Annotated in this window: 16 protein-coding genes; 4 read left to right on the forward strand and 12 right to left on the reverse strand. The window is 34.6% G+C overall.

Translation table 11 applies throughout. The annotated features are described in order from the left end of the window. The first annotated feature begins 10 nt into the window (after positions 1-10). A complete protein-coding gene (locus tag MUA37_RS09115; RefSeq protein WP_204171911.1) occupies positions 11-1,417 on the forward strand; it encodes an ABC transporter ATP-binding protein in 1,407 nt (468 codons plus the stop codon). Beyond that, positions 1,410-2,216 carry an energy-coupling factor transporter transmembrane component T family protein gene (locus MUA37_RS09120; protein ID WP_204171912.1) on the forward strand — a complete coding sequence of 269 codons (807 nt, stop codon included), beginning with the start codon at positions 1,410-1,412 and terminating at the stop codon, positions 2,214-2,216. Before MUA37_RS09115 ends, MUA37_RS09120 begins: the two co-directional genes overlap by 8 nt. A 173-nt stretch (positions 2,217-2,389) precedes the next feature. On the opposite strand, the gene purD is transcribed toward MUA37_RS09120, so the two are convergent. The 11 genes from purD to purE are packed head-to-tail and all read right to left on the reverse strand — an operon-like array spanning position 2,390 to position 13,610. Beyond that, positions 2,390-3,628 carry a phosphoribosylamine--glycine ligase gene (gene purD, locus MUA37_RS09125; RefSeq protein WP_021459048.1) on the reverse strand — a complete coding sequence of 413 codons (1,239 nt, stop codon included), beginning with the start codon at positions 3,626-3,628 and terminating at the stop codon, positions 2,390-2,392. A 20-nt stretch (positions 3,629-3,648) separates the two neighbouring features. After that, the gene (gene purH, locus MUA37_RS09130) at positions 3,649-5,127 is read right to left on the reverse strand and encodes a bifunctional phosphoribosylaminoimidazolecarboxamide formyltransferase/IMP cyclohydrolase (protein WP_232190747.1); all 1,479 of its coding nucleotides are present in this window, start codon (positions 5,125-5,127) and stop codon (positions 3,649-3,651) included. Positions 5,128-5,141: 14 nt separating this feature from the next. Then, entirely contained in the window at positions 5,142-5,708 is a 567-nt protein-coding gene (purN, locus tag MUA37_RS09135) for a phosphoribosylglycinamide formyltransferase (RefSeq protein WP_002510860.1), read from the reverse strand. After that, a complete protein-coding gene (gene purM / locus MUA37_RS09140) occupies positions 5,705-6,739 on the reverse strand; it encodes a phosphoribosylformylglycinamidine cyclo-ligase (RefSeq protein WP_262624538.1) in 1,035 nt (344 codons plus the stop codon). The genes purN and purM overlap by 4 nt, the downstream gene beginning before the upstream one ends. After that, positions 6,732-8,219 (reverse strand): amidophosphoribosyltransferase, encoded by a 1,488-nt coding sequence (purF, locus tag MUA37_RS09145; protein WP_262624539.1) that lies wholly within the window; start codon positions 8,217-8,219, stop codon positions 6,732-6,734. The genes purM and purF overlap by 8 nt, the downstream gene beginning before the upstream one ends. After that, positions 8,198-10,387 carry a phosphoribosylformylglycinamidine synthase subunit PurL gene (gene purL / locus MUA37_RS09150; protein ID WP_262624540.1) on the reverse strand — a complete coding sequence of 730 codons (2,190 nt, stop codon included), beginning with the start codon at positions 10,385-10,387 and terminating at the stop codon, positions 8,198-8,200. The genes purF and purL overlap by 22 nt, the downstream gene beginning before the upstream one ends. Next, positions 10,380-11,051, reverse strand: a complete 672-nt coding sequence (purQ, locus tag MUA37_RS09155) for a phosphoribosylformylglycinamidine synthase subunit PurQ (protein ID WP_021459050.1) — start codon at positions 11,049-11,051, stop codon at positions 10,380-10,382. Before purQ ends, purL begins: the two co-directional genes overlap by 8 nt. Further along, positions 11,051-11,311: a phosphoribosylformylglycinamidine synthase subunit PurS gene (gene purS / locus MUA37_RS09160; protein WP_002510865.1), complete on the reverse strand. Its 261-nt coding sequence runs from the start codon at positions 11,309-11,311 to the stop codon at positions 11,051-11,053. The genes purQ and purS overlap by 1 nt, the downstream gene beginning before the upstream one ends. A gap of 1 nt (position 11,312) precedes the next feature. After that, the gene (gene purC, locus MUA37_RS09165) at positions 11,313-12,014 is read right to left on the reverse strand and encodes a phosphoribosylaminoimidazolesuccinocarboxamide synthase (protein ID WP_002510866.1); all 702 of its coding nucleotides are present in this window, start codon (positions 12,012-12,014) and stop codon (positions 11,313-11,315) included. Then, positions 12,014-13,141, reverse strand: a complete 1,128-nt coding sequence (gene purK / locus MUA37_RS09170) for a 5-(carboxyamino)imidazole ribonucleotide synthase (protein WP_204171915.1) — start codon at positions 13,139-13,141, stop codon at positions 12,014-12,016. The genes purC and purK overlap by 1 nt, the downstream gene beginning before the upstream one ends. Beyond that, on the reverse strand, positions 13,128-13,610 hold the full coding sequence (gene purE, locus MUA37_RS09175; RefSeq protein ID WP_262624541.1) for a 5-(carboxyamino)imidazole ribonucleotide mutase: 483 nt from the start codon (positions 13,608-13,610) through the stop codon (positions 13,128-13,130). Before purE ends, purK begins: the two co-directional genes overlap by 14 nt. Before the next feature lie 205 nt (positions 13,611-13,815). On the opposite strand from purE, the gene folD reads away from it, so the two are divergent. Next, a complete protein-coding gene (gene folD / locus MUA37_RS09180) occupies positions 13,816-14,673 on the forward strand; it encodes a bifunctional methylenetetrahydrofolate dehydrogenase/methenyltetrahydrofolate cyclohydrolase FolD (RefSeq protein ID WP_262614939.1) in 858 nt (285 codons plus the stop codon). Between the two features lie 137 nt (positions 14,674-14,810). Here the strand turns inward: folD and MUA37_RS09185 are convergent. Next, positions 14,811-15,952, reverse strand: a protein-coding gene (locus tag MUA37_RS09185; RefSeq protein WP_262624542.1) for an IS3 family transposase whose coding sequence is annotated in 2 segments (ribosomal slippage) — positions 14,811-15,682 and positions 15,682-15,952 — 1,143 coding nt in all. Because the reading frame shifts where the segments join, the coding sequence is not laid out codon by codon here. An 807-nt stretch (positions 15,953-16,759) separates the two neighbouring features. Between MUA37_RS09185 and MUA37_RS09190 the strand changes: the two genes are divergently transcribed. Next, positions 16,760-17,077, forward strand: coding sequence for a DUF5011 domain-containing protein (locus MUA37_RS09190; protein WP_262614940.1), 318 nt, complete (start codon positions 16,760-16,762; stop codon positions 17,075-17,077). The last annotated feature ends 164 nt before the right edge of the window (positions 17,078-17,241 follow it).

Here is a 17,241-nt window from a genome sequence, read left to right on the forward strand (position 1 = left end):
AGTACTATACGTGTTAACTGCTAAAAATTTACGTTTAAAATATCCAAACACTGACCATAAAATTTTCGATGGTCTAGATATCAATATTAAAACAGGTGAAAAAGTACTATTATTAGGACCTTCTGGTTCAGGAAAAAGTACGCTTTTAAATGTATTAAGTGGCATTGTACCTGATTTGATTGAATTACCGATGAAATACGACCAGCTAGAAATTGATACTCATAGCGGTGTCATTTTTCAAGATCCTGATAGTCAATTTTGCATGCCAAAAGTACATGAAGAACTGGCGTTTATTTTAGAAAACCAACAAGTCCCAAGAGCTGAAATGGATGCTAAAATTTCAAGTGCGCTCAAAGCTGTAGATTTGCATGTCAATCCACATCAGTTTATAAGTCAACTCAGTGGTGGAATGAAACAAAAATTAGCTATCGCTGAAACACTGTTACAAAATGCACAAACGCTCTTTCTGGATGAACCTACTGCAATGTTAGATGAATCAGCAACTCAGGAATTATGGACTAAAATTAAAGCTTTATGGCAAGATAAAACCGTATTAATTGTAGAACATAAGGTTGCTCATATATGGGAACATATCGATCGTGTTTTACTCTTCAATTATGAAGGCAAAATTATTGCAGATGCACCACCGCAGATGATGCTACAACAATATGAAGATTTATTGACTGAATATGGTGTTTGGCATCCTAATGCTTGGTCACATGCCCCTAAAGCTATATTGAGTAATAATGATACTGTACAACAAGAGTTGTTCACTTTTATCAATGGTGAAATTAAGCGTGGTGCTAAAACATTAATAACAATTGATAAAATGTCAATTAAACCTAGTGAATTCATAACTATTACCGGGCCAAATGGTAGCGGAAAAACTTCTCTGTTAGAGTCCATTATGCAATTAATCAAATATCATGGCGACATGTATATTAACGATAAACGTATTAAAAAAATCAAAAACATGGCCCAATATAGTTATTTAGTCTACCAAAATCCTGAACTACAATTTATTACTAATTCGGTATACGATGAAGTGCTGCTTCAGTTCAATAAATCTGATAGTGCAAATGCTAAACGTAAAACAAAGGAATTATTGCAAACGCTCAGTCTGGAACATGTTATGACACAACATCCTTACGAATTATCGATGGGTCAAAAACGTCGTTTAAGTGTTGCTACAGCCTTGAGTGCTGAAGCTGATATTATATTGTTAGATGAGCCGACATTTGGTTTAGATAGTCACAATACATTTAATCTCATCTCATTATTTCAACAACGTGTCACTGAAGGTCAAACTGTTATCATGGTGACTCATGATGCTGAAATTATTAATCGTTATGCTACAAGACGATTACATATAGAGCAACAACAACTTATAGAATTGTCAGGTGAAACCCATGTTTGAATTATGGAAAGTCCGCCATACTTTTATGGATGATGTGAATATCATTACAAAATTAATCATTGCCGTATTACTATTTTTCTTTGTCATTTTTGTGCATCAATTTGATTTGATGTTATATTTGGCAATATTCATGCTTATTTTCCTACTAATATGTAATGGTGTACGTCTATATATCACCTTAATATTTGTTATGTTTACTCTGTTCTTCAGCCTGATATCTGCCCTATTCATGATTTTTTATGGTGATGGCACTCATGTATTATTCAAATTCGGTTTTATTCAAATAAGTAGCGAAAGTTTAATTCGTGGTTTACATTTGATGCTTAGAACACTAACAGTCTCACTCTTTGGTATATTGATAGCTTTCACTTCACAAATTGTGATGATATTTTATAGTTTAATGCAACATTTGAAAGTAAAACCTAAAGTTGCATATGCCTTTATGGCCGCATTTCGAATGGTTCCATTAATGATAAGCTCATTAATTCAATTGCAACGTTCACTAAAAATGCGTTATCAAATGATACCAGCTAAAAACTACCGAGGTATTAATAGAATTAAACATTTATTGATACCATTACTCAGTCAAAATATTAGAAAAGCACATCAATTATCTGTAGCTATGGAAAAGAAAGGATTTCGAAGTGGTCCAAGAACGTATTATTATCATACGACCTTTTCATATAAAGATATTTTAACCTTTGTAGTTGTAATACTATGTATAGTATTAGCTATGCTAGGTGCTCACTTTTTCCCTATTACTGGTATTCATGATGTGAGAATTTCTAATATTTATTAACCGACCATTCGAACATTGATACCAGTTTAAATTAGCAAGTAACAGCAGCATTTAATTTTACTAATATCTAAAACCAAAAGGACCCATTCATCTAAAATGAATGGGTCCTTATTATAATGAGCTCTATACCTTTACCACATTTAATGACTAAAATTAAAAAACTACTAAACGTATTATCTCAGTGCTTTATTACTTATATCTTGACGATAAAACAAAGCATCACTGTTAATTCGTTTTACTGCTTGATACGCTTGTTCTTTCGCTTTATCTATAGACACGCCTTCGCCTAATGCCAAGATAACACGACCACCACTTGTAACATACTGTTCCTGCTGCAGCTTCAATCCACTCACAAAGTATGTGCCATCTAAATCAAATCCAGATACTAATTGGCCTTTTTCATAGCTACCTGGGTAGCCTTTAGAAGCAAGCATCACACCAACTACAGCATTGTCTTTCCATTTAAATTCAATCGGCGCCTTTTGCTCTAACTCAACAATATGTTGCATTAAATCGCTGTCCATTCTCGCCAATAATACTTGCGCTTCCGGATCACCAAAACGAGCATTAAATTCAATCACTTTTGGACCATCTGCCGTAATAATAGCACCAATATATAATACGCCAAAGAAAGGATAACCTTCATCATGCAAAGCTTTAGCTATTGGTTGTGCAATTGTTTCATTCGTTTGTTGCAAAATGTCAGCACCAATATGTGGTACAGGACAATACGCACCCATACCTCCAGTATTCGGTCCCTGGTCATTATCAAAAGCTCGCTTATGATCTTGAGCAATACAGTCAAAAGGTACAGCATAATCGCCATTAACAAAAGTCATCAATGAAAATTCTTCACCTTCTAAAAACGTTTCAAAAACTACTAAGCCCTGCTCTTCGGGATAAAGCGTTTCTACTCCACTTTGAGCCTGCTCTATGTTTTCAGCAATAATGACCCCTTTTCCTGCTGCTAAACCATCTTTTTTCAACACTATAGGATAGTCACACTGCTTAATATATTCTAGCGCTTGTGTTTTAGTGTCGATTTCCTTATAAGTTGCCGTAGGAATATTGTGTCTTTCCATTATTTGTTTAGCAAAAAGTTTCGAACCTTCAATTTGTGCTGCTGCTTTACTTGGGCCAAACACTTTAATATTTTCTTGACGTAATTGATCAGCAAGACCTTCAGTCAATGGTTGTTCAGGTCCAATAATAGTCCACTCGATGTCGTGCGCTTTAGCAAATGCCACAATTTCATTATGCGCTGTTTCAGCAATTTCAGTATGCACCTCAGCTATATTTGTCATTGCATCATTGCCTGGAATAGCAAAGATATGTTTTACTAAATCAGATTGCTTCAATTTATGAGCAATTGCATGCTCCCTACCTCCTGTACCAATAACAAGTACATTCATTTGTGGTGTCCCCCTGTATATTAATGTTTAAAGTGACGCACGCCTGTTGTCACCATAGCAATACCATGTTTATTAGCCATATCGATTGAGGCTTGGTCTTTAATCGAACCACCAGGTTGAATTATTGCCTTAATACCATGTTGTGCAGCGAGTTCTACTGTATCATCCATTGGGAAAAAGCCATCTGAAACCATAACGACATCATCATTAATTTCGATTGCGCGCTCAATAGCAATTTGAGCCGAGCCCACACGATTCATCTGTCCAGCACCGATACCGACAGTTTGTTTCGCATTACTTAAAATTACTGCATTACTTTTAACAGATGCAACAACTTTCCAGCCTAATAACATTGCTTCCCACTGTGCTTCCGTAGGTGTCTCATTAGTTACTACTGCTATATCTTCACGCTTAATTGCCACATTGTCTTTGTCTTGAACTAAATAACCACCAGATACAGATACGACTTCTTGTTCATTTTTATCTAACGTCATATCAATTTCTAATAAACGGATATTCTTTTTTTGACTTAAAATCGATAATGCTTCATCTGTAAATTTAGGCGCAATTACAACTTCCAAGAAAATTTCATGTAATTTTGTTGCTAATGATTCGCCCACAGTATGATTTAAAGCGACAATGCCACCAAAAATGGATTGACTATCTGCTTCAAAAGCATGTTGAAATGCTTCGTCAATTGTATTACCAATACCCACACCACATGGATTCATATGTTTAACAGCTACTGCTGTAGGTTGCTGAAATTCTTTAACTAATGCAAGTGCTGCATCTGCATCTTTTATATTGTTATAACTTAATTGCTTCCCGTGTAATTGTTTAGCGCCTCCAAGTGTTTGCTTAGCATTCGATGTACGTACAAAATGTGCAGACTGTTGAGGGTTTTCACCATATCGTAGCGTTTCTTTACTTTGATTAAAGAATTCTACAATAGCTGCATCATACTCATTTGTATGTTCAAAAACTTTAACCATTAAGGACTTGCGATATGCGGCATCCAAATTGTCATTTTTTAAACGTTCAATAACTTCATTATAATCAGAAGGATGTACAATAGTCGTTACATGTTTAAAGTTTTTGGCAGCTGCTCGCAACATTGTTGGTCCACCTATATCAATATTTTCAATTGCATCTGCTTCAGTCACATCAGGGTTAGCCACAGTTTCTTTAAAAGGATACAGATTGACTACTACCATATCAATTAAATCGATATCTTGTTCTTTTAACTGTGTTAAATGTTCTGGTTTATCACGATCAGCTAAAATACCACCGTGTACCGCTGGATGTAATGTTTTCACTCGACCATCCATAATTTCATCGAATTGTGTTAATTCAGAAATAGATTTTACAGCTACACCCGCTTCTTGGATAGCTTTCATAGTACCGCCAGTTGAATATAATTCATAATCTAATTCTGTTAATGATTGTGCGAATTCTACAATGCCTCTTTTGTTAGAAACACTTAATAATGCTTTTTTCATGTTATCTACACCTCTTATTGAATAATATCTGCAATGACTTTTGGATAAAGCTCATGTTCTAATTTTTTGATGCGCTCTTCTAATTCTTCTTTTGAATCAGTAGGATAAATTGGACACTGACGTTGCTCTATAATTTCCCCAGTATCCATACCACTATCAACATAATGTACTGTTGTTCCAGTAATATCATCCTCACTGGCAAGTGCTTGTCCTACTGCATCCTTACCTTTATATTTTGGCAACAATGAAGGATGGATATTTAAAATTCTTCCATTATATGCATTTAACATTTCAGTACCAATTAATTTCATATAACCTGCTAGAATAATCCATTCAACTTTTTCAGCAGTTAACCATTCTAAAATTTTACGTTCATAATCAGCTTTAGAGTCAAAATTTTTGAGTTCATTAATATGCACATCCAAGTTAAAATCTCTCGCACGTTCAATACAATATGCACTAACTTGATCCGTATATAGCGCTGTTACTTCGATATGTTCTAATTGACCTTGATGAATTTTGCTCATAATATTCTCAAAATTACTTCCAGAACCTGACGCAAATATTGCTACTTTAGTCACGCTTTAACCCCCGTTAATTGAATTGGTTCATCACCTGATGTAATCGTACCAATTTCGAATGCTTCAATATTATGTCGTTTAATGTGCTCAATTACCGCTTTACTATTTGCTGCATCTACTACAAGTGTAAAGCCAATACCCATATTAAAAATGTTATACATTTCTTCAGTACTAATCTCACCTTGCTCTTGTAACCAGTCAAAAATCTTAGGCGTAGGGAATGTTGTCACATCAATATTGGCAGTAACACCTTCTGGAAGTGCACGCGGAATATTTTCATAAAAACCACCGCCTGTTATATGTGTCATCGCATGTACTGGATACTTTTTAATTACCTCTAATACTGGGTTTACGTATAATCGTGTTGGTTTTAATAATGTTTCTAAATATGATTCATCAGCTGTAAACTTATCCGTCATTTGAACATTAGCTTTAGCTATCAATTGACGGACTAAACTATAACCATTGGAATGAATGCCACTTGATGCTAAACCTATAATAACTTGTCCGGGTTGGACGTTTGATCCATCTATATAATCATCTTTTTCAACAGCTCCAACTGCAAAACCGGCTAAATCATATTCTCCTTCATGATACATTTCACCCATTTCAGCAATTTCTCCACCAATTAGTGCGGTATGTGTTTCTTCGCAACCATCACTTACACCTTTTACAATTTGTTCGATGACTTCAGGAACGACTTTATTAGTTGCAATATAATCTAAAAAATATAACGGTTCTGCACCTGTCGTCAAAATATCATTCACACACATCGCTACTGCGTCAATACCGATCGTGTCGTGCTTATTATAATCTATGGCTAATTTAAGTTTTGTACCTACACCATCAGTTCCAGATACAAGCAACGGGGCTTTCATATTAAGTTGAGATAAATCAAAAGTGGCTCCAAACCCACCTAATCCACCTAGTACTTCTTTTCTCATCGTTCTTTTCACATGACTAGAAATACGCTCTACCGCTTCGTAACCTGCATGGATATCTACTCCAGCTTGTTGATATGCATTAGACATATTGATTCCCCGCCTTATCAAAGTATTGTGTATTTTGTGCTAAAAATGCCTTTTGTCGTTCACTCAAACTTGCAAAATAACGTTCTTCGTAATCATATAATCCAGCTGGATAATCACCAGTAAAACTTTCAACACATAAGCCATGATATGGTACATCCTCATCGATACCGATTGATTCTATAAGGCCGTCAACCGATAAATAAGCTAATGATTCTGCTTCAATATAGTCTTTAATTTCTTCTGGCGATTTATTAGCGGAAATTAATTCAGCAGTTGTCGACACATCAATACCATAAAAACTTGGGAACATAAATTCTGGAGAAGCTATTCTGACATGGACAGATTTTGCCCCTGCATCTTTTAATAAACGTACAATTCGTTTAGATGTCGTACCTCTTACTATTGAATCATCAACCATAACTATATTTTTACCGTGAACAATATCTTTTACTGCCGATAATTTCACGCGTACACCTTGTTCACGTAACTCTTGTGTCGGTTGAATAAACGTACGTGCAACATATTGATTTTTAATTAATCCCATTTCATATGGTAAATTCATAGCTTCAGCATAACCAGTAGCTGCCGACAATGAGGAATTAGGTACTCCTATTACCATATCAGCGTCCTCTACTGGACTTTCTTCAGCTAAACGTTTACCTGACATTTTACGTACAGCATGAACGTTTTTTCCTGCAATTGTTGAATCTGGGCGTGCAAAATAAATATATTCCATAGCTGAAATTGCTGTTGTTGTTTCTGTAGTATAAGATTCGACTCTAATACCATCATCATTAATCACTACATACTCACCAGCATGAATATCAAGAACAAATTCTCCACCTAAAACATCAATAGCACATGTTTCACTTGCAATGACATATTCACCAGTTTGTAATTTTCCAACAACCAATGGTCGAATTGCATTTGGATCTACCGCACCATATAATGCATCTTTTGTAAGTAACGCAAATGTGAAACCACCTTTAATCGTACACAGACTTTCAGTTAATGCACTTTCAAAAGTAGGTTGTTTACTTCGTCTAATTAAATGCATAATAACCTCAGTATCAGACGATGAGTGGAAAATTGCGCCTTGTTGTTCCAATTCTTTTCTTAAACTTTGAGCATTAATTAAATTACCGTTATGACAAACACCAACGCTCATATCATAAAAATGATATAAAAATGGTTGAATGTTTTCGATACCTTTATTACCAGAAGTCGCATAACGTACATGACCAATAGCATGCTGATATCCTTGAAATGTCGCTAAATCTTGTTGTGATAAAGCTTCAGTGAGTAATCCTAATCCACGTTCACCAATTAAGTTTTGTCCATTTGAACAAACGATACCTGCACCTTCTTGTCCTCGGTGTTGTAAGCTTTGTAATCCCATATATGTTAAATGCGCTGATTCAGTATGGTTCCAAATGCCAAAAAGTCCGCATTCTTCATTTAATCCGTGGATGTCATACATTGAGAGATTGCTCCTTCCCATTGTGCCTTGAACTCAGACACTTTGCGTTGAATTGTAACTTTATCGGTAGTCACTTCAAATGTCTCATCTTCTGTTAAATGACCTATTTTTACTGCATTAGTTAGGTTGATTTCTGCACCTTCTTTAGCAACAACAATATAACGACCTTGTGTTTCGCTAAATAATTGACTCTCTGTTAATGCTATTTGAGCAGCAATACCTAAATTATAATGCGCACTGATTTTAGCTAACGTTATAGCTAAGCCACCTTTACCAACTGTTTGTACATGAGCTGCCTGGCCTGTTCTTATGAATTGTTTTATCTCTTCGCCTTTAGCTACCTCTTCAGATAAATCAATGGCTTCAGATTCATGATTTACCTCATTATAAATTAATTTCTCGATCTGACTTCCGCCAAAGTCATTACCTGTATCACCAACAACATATATTGCTTGTCCTGCTTTAGGTGTAAAGTCATTTAGATAGTCAATATCTTCAATTAATCCCACCATTCCTACTACAGGAGTTGGGAAAATGGAAGTCCCTTTTGTTTCGTTATATAGTGACACATTTCCTGAAACAACCGGAGTTTGCAAAATTTCACACGCTTCTGCCATACCTTTAGTTGAATCAATTAATTGTTGGTAGATTTCTTTTTTCTCAGGCGAACCATAATTTAAACAATCCGTCATTGCTAATGGCGTTGCACCTACAGCAATTAAATTACGATATGCTTCAGCTACAACCATTTTGCCACCTTCATAAGGCTGATTAAATACGTAACGTGCTTCTCCATCAATAGTAGAAGCAATCGCTTTAGAAGTACCTTCAACACGTACAACTGAAGCTTGTAATCCTGGTTTCACAATTGTATTAGCACCAACTTGTTGATCGTACTGTTCATATAAATAGTGTTTTGATGCAATTGTTGGGTGTGCAATTAATTTATTAAATACTTCATCTACATCTATATCACTGTAGTCATTTGTGCTCGTATTATAGTCTTTATGTTCACCTTCTAAAATATATACTGGTGCTTCATCAGCAAGTGGTTCTACCGGAATATCAGCATACACTTCATCTTCATAAGTTAATACAAAACGATCTGTGTCAGTCACTTCACCAATAACTGCACTATCTAATTCATGTTTGTCGAATAAATCTAAGAATTTTTGTTCTGTACCTTTTTCAACGACTAATAACATACGCTCTTGTGTTTCTGACAACATCATTTCATATGGTGAAATTCCTTGTTCTCTTGTTGGTACTTGTTCTAAACGTAAGTGTAAGCCATTGCCACCTTTTGCTGCCATTTCAGAAGAAGATGATGTTAAACCAGCCGCACCCATATCTTGGATACCAACTAATTCATCAAATGTGATAGCTTCTAACGTTGCTTCCATTAGTTTTTTGCCGACAAACGGATCACCAATTTGCACTGATGGTCTTTTACTTTCACTATCTTCACTCAATTCTTCAGATGCAAAAGTCGCTCCATGAATACCATCTCTCCCAGTCTTTAAACCAACATAAATAACTGAATTTCCGATACCTTTAGCAGTTCCTTTTTGAACCATATCATGATCGATAATACCTACACACATCGCATTAACTAATGGATTGCCGTCATAACGATTATCAAATTCAATTTCACCTGCTGTTGTAGGTATACCAATACAGTTACCATAGCCTCCAATACCAGCTACGACACCGCGTAATAGTCGACGGTTTTGTTTTTCAGTCAATTCTCCAAAACGTAAACTATTTAATAAATTAATTGGGCGTGCACCTATAGACACAATATCTCTAATTATGCCACCTACACCTGTCGCTGCACCTTGATATGGCTCTACAGCAGAAGGATGATTGTGTGACTCTACTTTAAAAACAACCGCTTGATTATCACCAATATCAACCACACCAGCACCTTCACCAGGTCCCATTAAAACGTGCTCACCTGTTGTTGGAAATTGTTTTAAAAACGGTTTAGAGTGCTTATAAGAACAATGCTCACTCCACATTACAGAAAAAATACCAACTTCTGTGAAATTTGGTTCTCTACCTAAGATTTCACAAACATGTTCATATTCAGAATCACTTAATCCCATGTCTTTATATAGTTGTTCTAACTTGATTTCTTCTACACTTGGTTCAATAAACTTAGACATTTTGTTCCCTCCAACTATTTACCATCGCTTCAAATAATTTCACGCCACTGTCAGTACCTAAAATTGATTCAAGTGCACGTTCTGGGTGCGGCATCATGCCACATACATTTCCTTTTTTATTTACAATCCCTGCAATATCATTAAAAGAGCCATTGGGATTATCGACATAAGTTAAAATAATTTGATTATTAACAACTAAGTCGTCATATGTTTCTTCAGTACAATAATAGTGCCCTTCGCCGTGTGCTACAGGGTATACAACGTGTTCATCTTGTGCATATAATTTAGTAAATGGTGTGTTATTATTCACTACTTTTAATTGTTCATTTCGGCTAACGAATAAATGTGAATCGTTGTACAATAACGCCCCAGGTAACAAACCAATTTCTGTTAAAATTTGAAATCCATTACAGACACCTAGCACTGGTTTTCCTTCATCTGCAAAACGTTTCACTTCATTAATAATAGGTGCCACACTAGCCATTGCTCCCGAACGTAAATAGTCACCAAAAGAGAATCCTCCTGGAATTAATACGCCATCAAAACCTGCAAGTGACTCATTTCGATAATCTACATATTCTGCGTTTGCTCCCATTTTAATAGCAGCATTATACATGTCTCTATCACAATTTGATCCAGGAAATTTTAGCACTGCAAATTTCATTATGCTTTCTCTCCTTCATCGACAACTTTATAACTGTATTCTTCAATAACTGTATTAGCAAATAACTTTTCACTTAATGTTGTTACCACATTGTGAACTGCTTCGTCAGTAGCTTCTTCTACTGTCATATATAATAATTTTCCTACACGAATATCGTTGACTTGCGTGTAGCCTAAATCATGTACAGCACGATTTAAAGCTTGTCCTTGAGTGTCTAATACTTGTGGTTGTAAAGTTACATGTAATTCAATTGTTTTCATTTTATAAAGCCTCCAATTTATTTAAGAAAGTTTGATAAGTGTCTATTATTGATCCTCTATCTTCGCGATAAACATCTTTATCGAAGTTCACATCACTATGTTTATCCCAGATACGACATGTATCAGGAGAAATTTCATCAGCTAAAATAATGTCACCTTTTGTCGTTTTACCAAATTCAATTTTAAAATCTACAAGTCGTAAATCTACTTGGTCCATAATAGATACTAATGCTTCATTAATTTTCAGTGCTGCTGCTTTTAAAGTGCTAATTTCATCATCATTAGCGATATGCAACAACTTGACATGGTCGTCCGTAATTAATGGGTCATTTAACTTATCATTCTTATAGAAGAACTCAACTAACGGTTGCTCAAAAGAATGCCCTTTATCGAAACCTAGTCGCTTAGTTATTGAACCTGCTGCAATATTGCGTACAACAACCTCTAATGGAATAATATCTACAGATTGTACCAATTGTTCTGTCTCTGAAATTTGTTCAATAAAATGGCTTTCTAACCCTTGTTGTTTAAGAGAATTAAATAGTTTAGAGGTGATAAGATTATTTAATCGTCCTTTACCTTCGATATAATCTTTTTTTGCACCATTCCCTGCTGTAACCTCATCTTTATATTCCACACGTAAAATACCTTCTGTATCAGTAGCATGTATTTTTTTAGCTTTACCTTCGTATAGCAATGTCATTAGTTGTTACTCCCTTCAAAATGGTTCAACATTTGTTGTTCTGTCGCTGCAAGATCCGTTGTTAACACTGTAATATGGCCCATTTTGCGTGCTGCTTTACGCTCAGTTTTACCGTAAATATGCACATGCCATGCAGGTTGATGTGCAAACTCAGTTTCTAATAAATCTAAATCCTTACCTAATAAATTCATCATTACTGCTGGTTGCAATAATTCAATGTCATCAGGTAACTTTTGACCAGTAATTGCAAGAATGTGCGTATCAAATTGTGAATAATTACAAGCTTCAATTGAATAATGACCTGAATTATGTGGTCGTGGAGCTATTTCATTAACAAACAAGTGATTTTGTTTATCAATGAAGAATTCCACTGTAAAAGTACCGACAAAATGAATTTGTTTAATTATTTTTTGTACTTCCTTACGTGCCTCTTGTTCTTTATCACTGCGAGCTGGTACAACTGTTTTAAATAAGATTTGGTCTCTATGTTCATTTTCTTGCAATGGAAAATACGTTATTTGATTATCATTTCCAATAGTTACAGTTAATGAGACCTCTTTTTCAAGATTTAAAAATTGTTCTGCGACACATTCTTGATGTGTAATAAGTTGTTCAACTTCAGCTAAATAAGACGCATCTTTCACTAAGATTTGACCTTTACCGTCGTATCCTCCAAATCGTGTTTTTACGATAAATGGATACCCCAGCACTTCACTTGCTTCAATTAATTCATCAGATGAAGTTACAGATAAAAACGGAACAATTTGTGTTCCACATTCTTTTAAAGTTTGTTTTTCAGACAAACGATCTTGTAATAATTCGATAGCTTGATACCCTTGTGGAATGTTGTATTTTGCGACTAATTCTTTTAATTGTGGTGCAGAAATATTTTCAAATTCGTAAGTAATGACATCGGATAATTGACCTAATCGATTCAATGCATCTTCATCATCATAATTCGCATTAATAAATTGATGAGCTACATACTGACATGGGCACTCTGTATCAGGGTCTAACACTATAACTTTATAACCCATTTGTTGAGCAGATTGTGCCATCATTTTGCCTAATTGACCGCCACCAATGATGCCTATCGTTGCACCAAAACTTAAGTTACTGAAGTTCACGTTGCATTTCACTCACTTTCTCAACAAGAGATTTTTCATAATTTTCCAAATTTTTTTGGACTGTTTTATTGTTTATACTTAAAATACGTGCTGTTAAAATACCTGCATTTTTAGCTCCAGCTTTACCTATTGCAGTCGTTGCTACAGGAATACCTCCTGGCATTTGCACAATAGATAATAATGAATCTAGTCCTTTTAAACTTTTAGATTCGATTGGGACACCTATTACTGGTAATGTCGTCATAGAAGCTACCATACCAGGTAAATGTGCAGCGCCACCTGCACCAGCAATAATTACATCATACTCATTCGTACGTGCTTCAGTTGCAAAATCATACATCAATTTAGGCGTACGATGTGCGGAAACTACTTTCTTATCATATGGTATTTCAAATTGTTCTAACATAGCACAGCTTTCTTGCATGATATTCCAATCAGATGAACTTCCCATAATTACTGCCACTTTCAAATTGAACACCCTTTCAATAATTTGAAATGTTACTACTTTAAGATGTATATTACAGATATAGCATAACAACAAAATCATGCTTTTTCAATCAAAAATCGAACTTTAACTTCAAAAAATCATTTAATTTACGTATTTTACTTAATTTTATAGCGTTAATATGTTTTAATGTTAAGGTGAGGTTCAGAATTTAGAGGAGGAAATTTTCATGGTCGCAAAAATTTTAGATGGAAAACAAATTGCTAAAGATTATAGACAAGGTCTAAAAGATCAAGTCGAAGCGTTACAAACTAAAGGTTATACACCAAAACTGTCAGTTATACTTGTAGGTAACGATGGTGCAAGTCAAAGTTACGTTAACTCTAAAAAGAAAGCTGCTGAAAAAATTGGTATGATTTCTGAAATTGTACATTTAGACGAGTCTACATCTGAAGAAGATGTGTTAAAAGAGTTAACACGTTTAAATGAAGATGACAGTGTCAGTGGTATTCTTGTACAAGTACCTTTACCAGCTCAAGTAAGTGAACAAAAGATTTTAGAAGCCATTAATCCAGCTAAAGATGTGGACGGTTTTCACCCAGAAAATATCGGTAAACTTTATATAGATGAACAAACATTCGTGCCATGTACGCCATTAGGTATAATGGAATTATTAAATCACGCTGATATTGATATAGAAGGTAAAGATGCAGTAGTCATTGGCCGTAGTCATATCGTTGGTCAACCTGTATCTAAATTACTATTACAAAAAAATGCATCAGTGACAATTTTGCATTCAAGAACAAAAGATATGCAGCAACATTTAAAAAATGCTGATATCATCGTAAGTGCAGTTGGTCGTCCTGGCATCGTATCTAAAGATGATGTTAAGCCAGGTGCTGTAGTTATTGATGTAGGTAATACACCAGATGAAAATGGTAAGCTTAAAGGCGATGTAGATTATGAAGAAGTAAAACAAATCGCTGGTGCTATTACGCCTGTACCTGGTGGTGTAGGCCCAATGACAATTACTATGGTGTTAAATAATACGTTATTAGCAGAAAAAATGCGTAGAGGCATCGAATAATTATTAATATTTAAGTTATTAAATATACGAACAATATAAAAATGTACGAGCACAATGTACTCGTATGTACGTAAACAAGCCTTAGGTTATAGTGGCGCTGAACCCTTAGAATGAGAACTTAATAAAAACACTATGTTCTAGGCTGCTAATTCCCTATATTTTCTAGGGGATAAGTAGCCTAGTTTTTGTTGAATTCGATTATTATTATAGTTTTTAATGTAATTTTCGACAATATCTATTACAATTTGGTTAGAGCTATTGAGCTCATTGTTTATGTAGAAAGTTTCACACTTTAGCGAGGAATGGAAACTTTCTATCGGGGCGTTATCAGCTGGTGTTCCTTTTCGGGACATACTTCTGATAATGCCTTTTTCTTCGCATAATTGATAGTAAGCATAGGATGTATAAACACTGCCTTGGTCACTATGTAGTATGCAATTCTCAGGTATATCTATTTGATTCAATGTATCATTTACTAAGCTTTGACCCTGTTTGTTATCTATTTTATACGCCACAATTTCTCCTTTATAAACATCCATAATTGAAGATAAATACAACATAGAGTTACCGAAAGGTAAATAAGTAATATCAGTTGTTAATACTTCCATTGGTTGGTTAGCTTTAAACTGTCTTTGTAATAAATTATCTGTTTTATAATAAGGTTCACCAATTTTTTTAGATTTTTTAGGTCTAACTCGGCAGTTCAGATTATACTCTCGCATGATTCTCTGAACTCTTTTATGATTAATTGACGCTGAATACAATTGATTAATCAATGCTGTAATTTTGCGATAACCGTAGGTGAATTTATTTTCTTCACATAATTCAATAACCTTTTGAGTCACTTTATCTTTTTCCTTGTCCTTATGTTTCCATCTATAGTATGTCGATTGAGGTATTTCTAAAACATCGAGTATCATTTTGATTGAATACTTATGCTTGAATTGATCAACTAATTCTACAATTACTTTGGATACCACTTCCTTTCTAACTCCTTGTACTTTTTTAAAATATCTATTTCAATATCTTTTTTCTTATTATCTAACTTTAATTGTTCTACTTCTGATAATTCTTTCACGCCTTTGCCGTAAGTATATTGCTTGCCTCTTTGTTGATAAAATCTATAAGTTTCACCATTTCGATACCATCGCCACCAAGTTTTTACCTGTGTGCTATTTTTGATATTTAATGCTTCCATAATTTCTTTTACAGTATATCCAGCTTCTTTCATTTCAATCGTTTTATATTTTGTTTCTATTGAATAAGACATTATTTTCATAGAAAAAACACCTCCGTATGATTCATTTTAAATGAATTCAACGAAAGTGTTTTTATTTTATTCCCACTAATTGGGGTCAGTCCATAGTTCTCCTAAGGCTTGTTTATTTTTATCTATGGGGTATTTTTCACATTATATTATTGGCAGTGAATAGTGCCGACTCCTGTGGGAATTGCACTCGCCGAAGACTACAAGCTGAGGCAGTGCCCGCGGAAAACGTGCACAAAAAATAACTGCCAACAAAGTCGGAAACTTTGTCGAGATCCTCTTGTCATATTGTCAGTAAATAGACTATAAGTATTAGTTCTACTAAAGACTTTTCTATAATATTGGCTGGAAATTGTGCCGACTCCTGTGGGAATTGCACTCGCCGAAGACTACAGGCTGAGGTAGTGCCCGCGGAAAGCGTGCACAAAAAACTGCCAACAAAGTCGATAGTTTGTTGACACTCTGAAACAAAATTAATGTCCTCTTAGTTTTTTCAATACGTTTAACAGAAACAACTACTTAAATTCTGCTTTTTACTATTATATTACACAAATGATATTTAAAATAACCCCCGCCTTTCACATTTTAATTATTTTTACTATTGATATATATATTAACTTTAAAAATCACTTAATTGCACATGTCACAGCTAATAAAATACCATTGTTATGTTTTCATATTTACTAAATTTTAACGTTAACTTACAGTTAAATTTAAAATTTTTCACTATATTAGGACTATAGTACGATGTTCAAAACGATTAACTGCGTTATATTATGTTTAACTTGCAACAACTTATTTTCATACGGAGGTAGCGTTATGAATAAATTATTACAATCTTTATCAGCTATAGGTGTGTCAGCCACACTAGTGACACCTAATTTAAGTGCAGAAGCAACTGAAAATACTATTCCTGAAATCAAAGGTGCAACGGACACAATTGTCGAAAAAGGTAACGACTACAATGTGTTAAACGGTATTCGTGCTTATGATAAAGAAGATGGTGATCTTACAGACAAAATTACTGTAAACGGACATGTAGATACAAATAAATCAGGAAAGTACAAAATTGAATATCAAGTAGAAGATTCTAATGGAGCAGTAGATAAATCAACACGTTACATTGAAGTAAAATAATATACATAACTATGTTTAACCAACCCTAATTGATAACAGTTATCACTGTTGATCACTATATTTTTTAAATATGTCTAATTATGACACTTTTCACAAAATGTACACATAATTTTAACAAATCTTCCAACCCCCACCAGACGTTGTTTCTGTTGGGGTTGTTTTAA

The sequence above is a fragment of the Staphylococcus arlettae genome (assembly GCF_025560845.1).
GTDB lineage: Bacteria > Bacillota > Bacilli > Staphylococcales > Staphylococcaceae > Staphylococcus > Staphylococcus arlettae.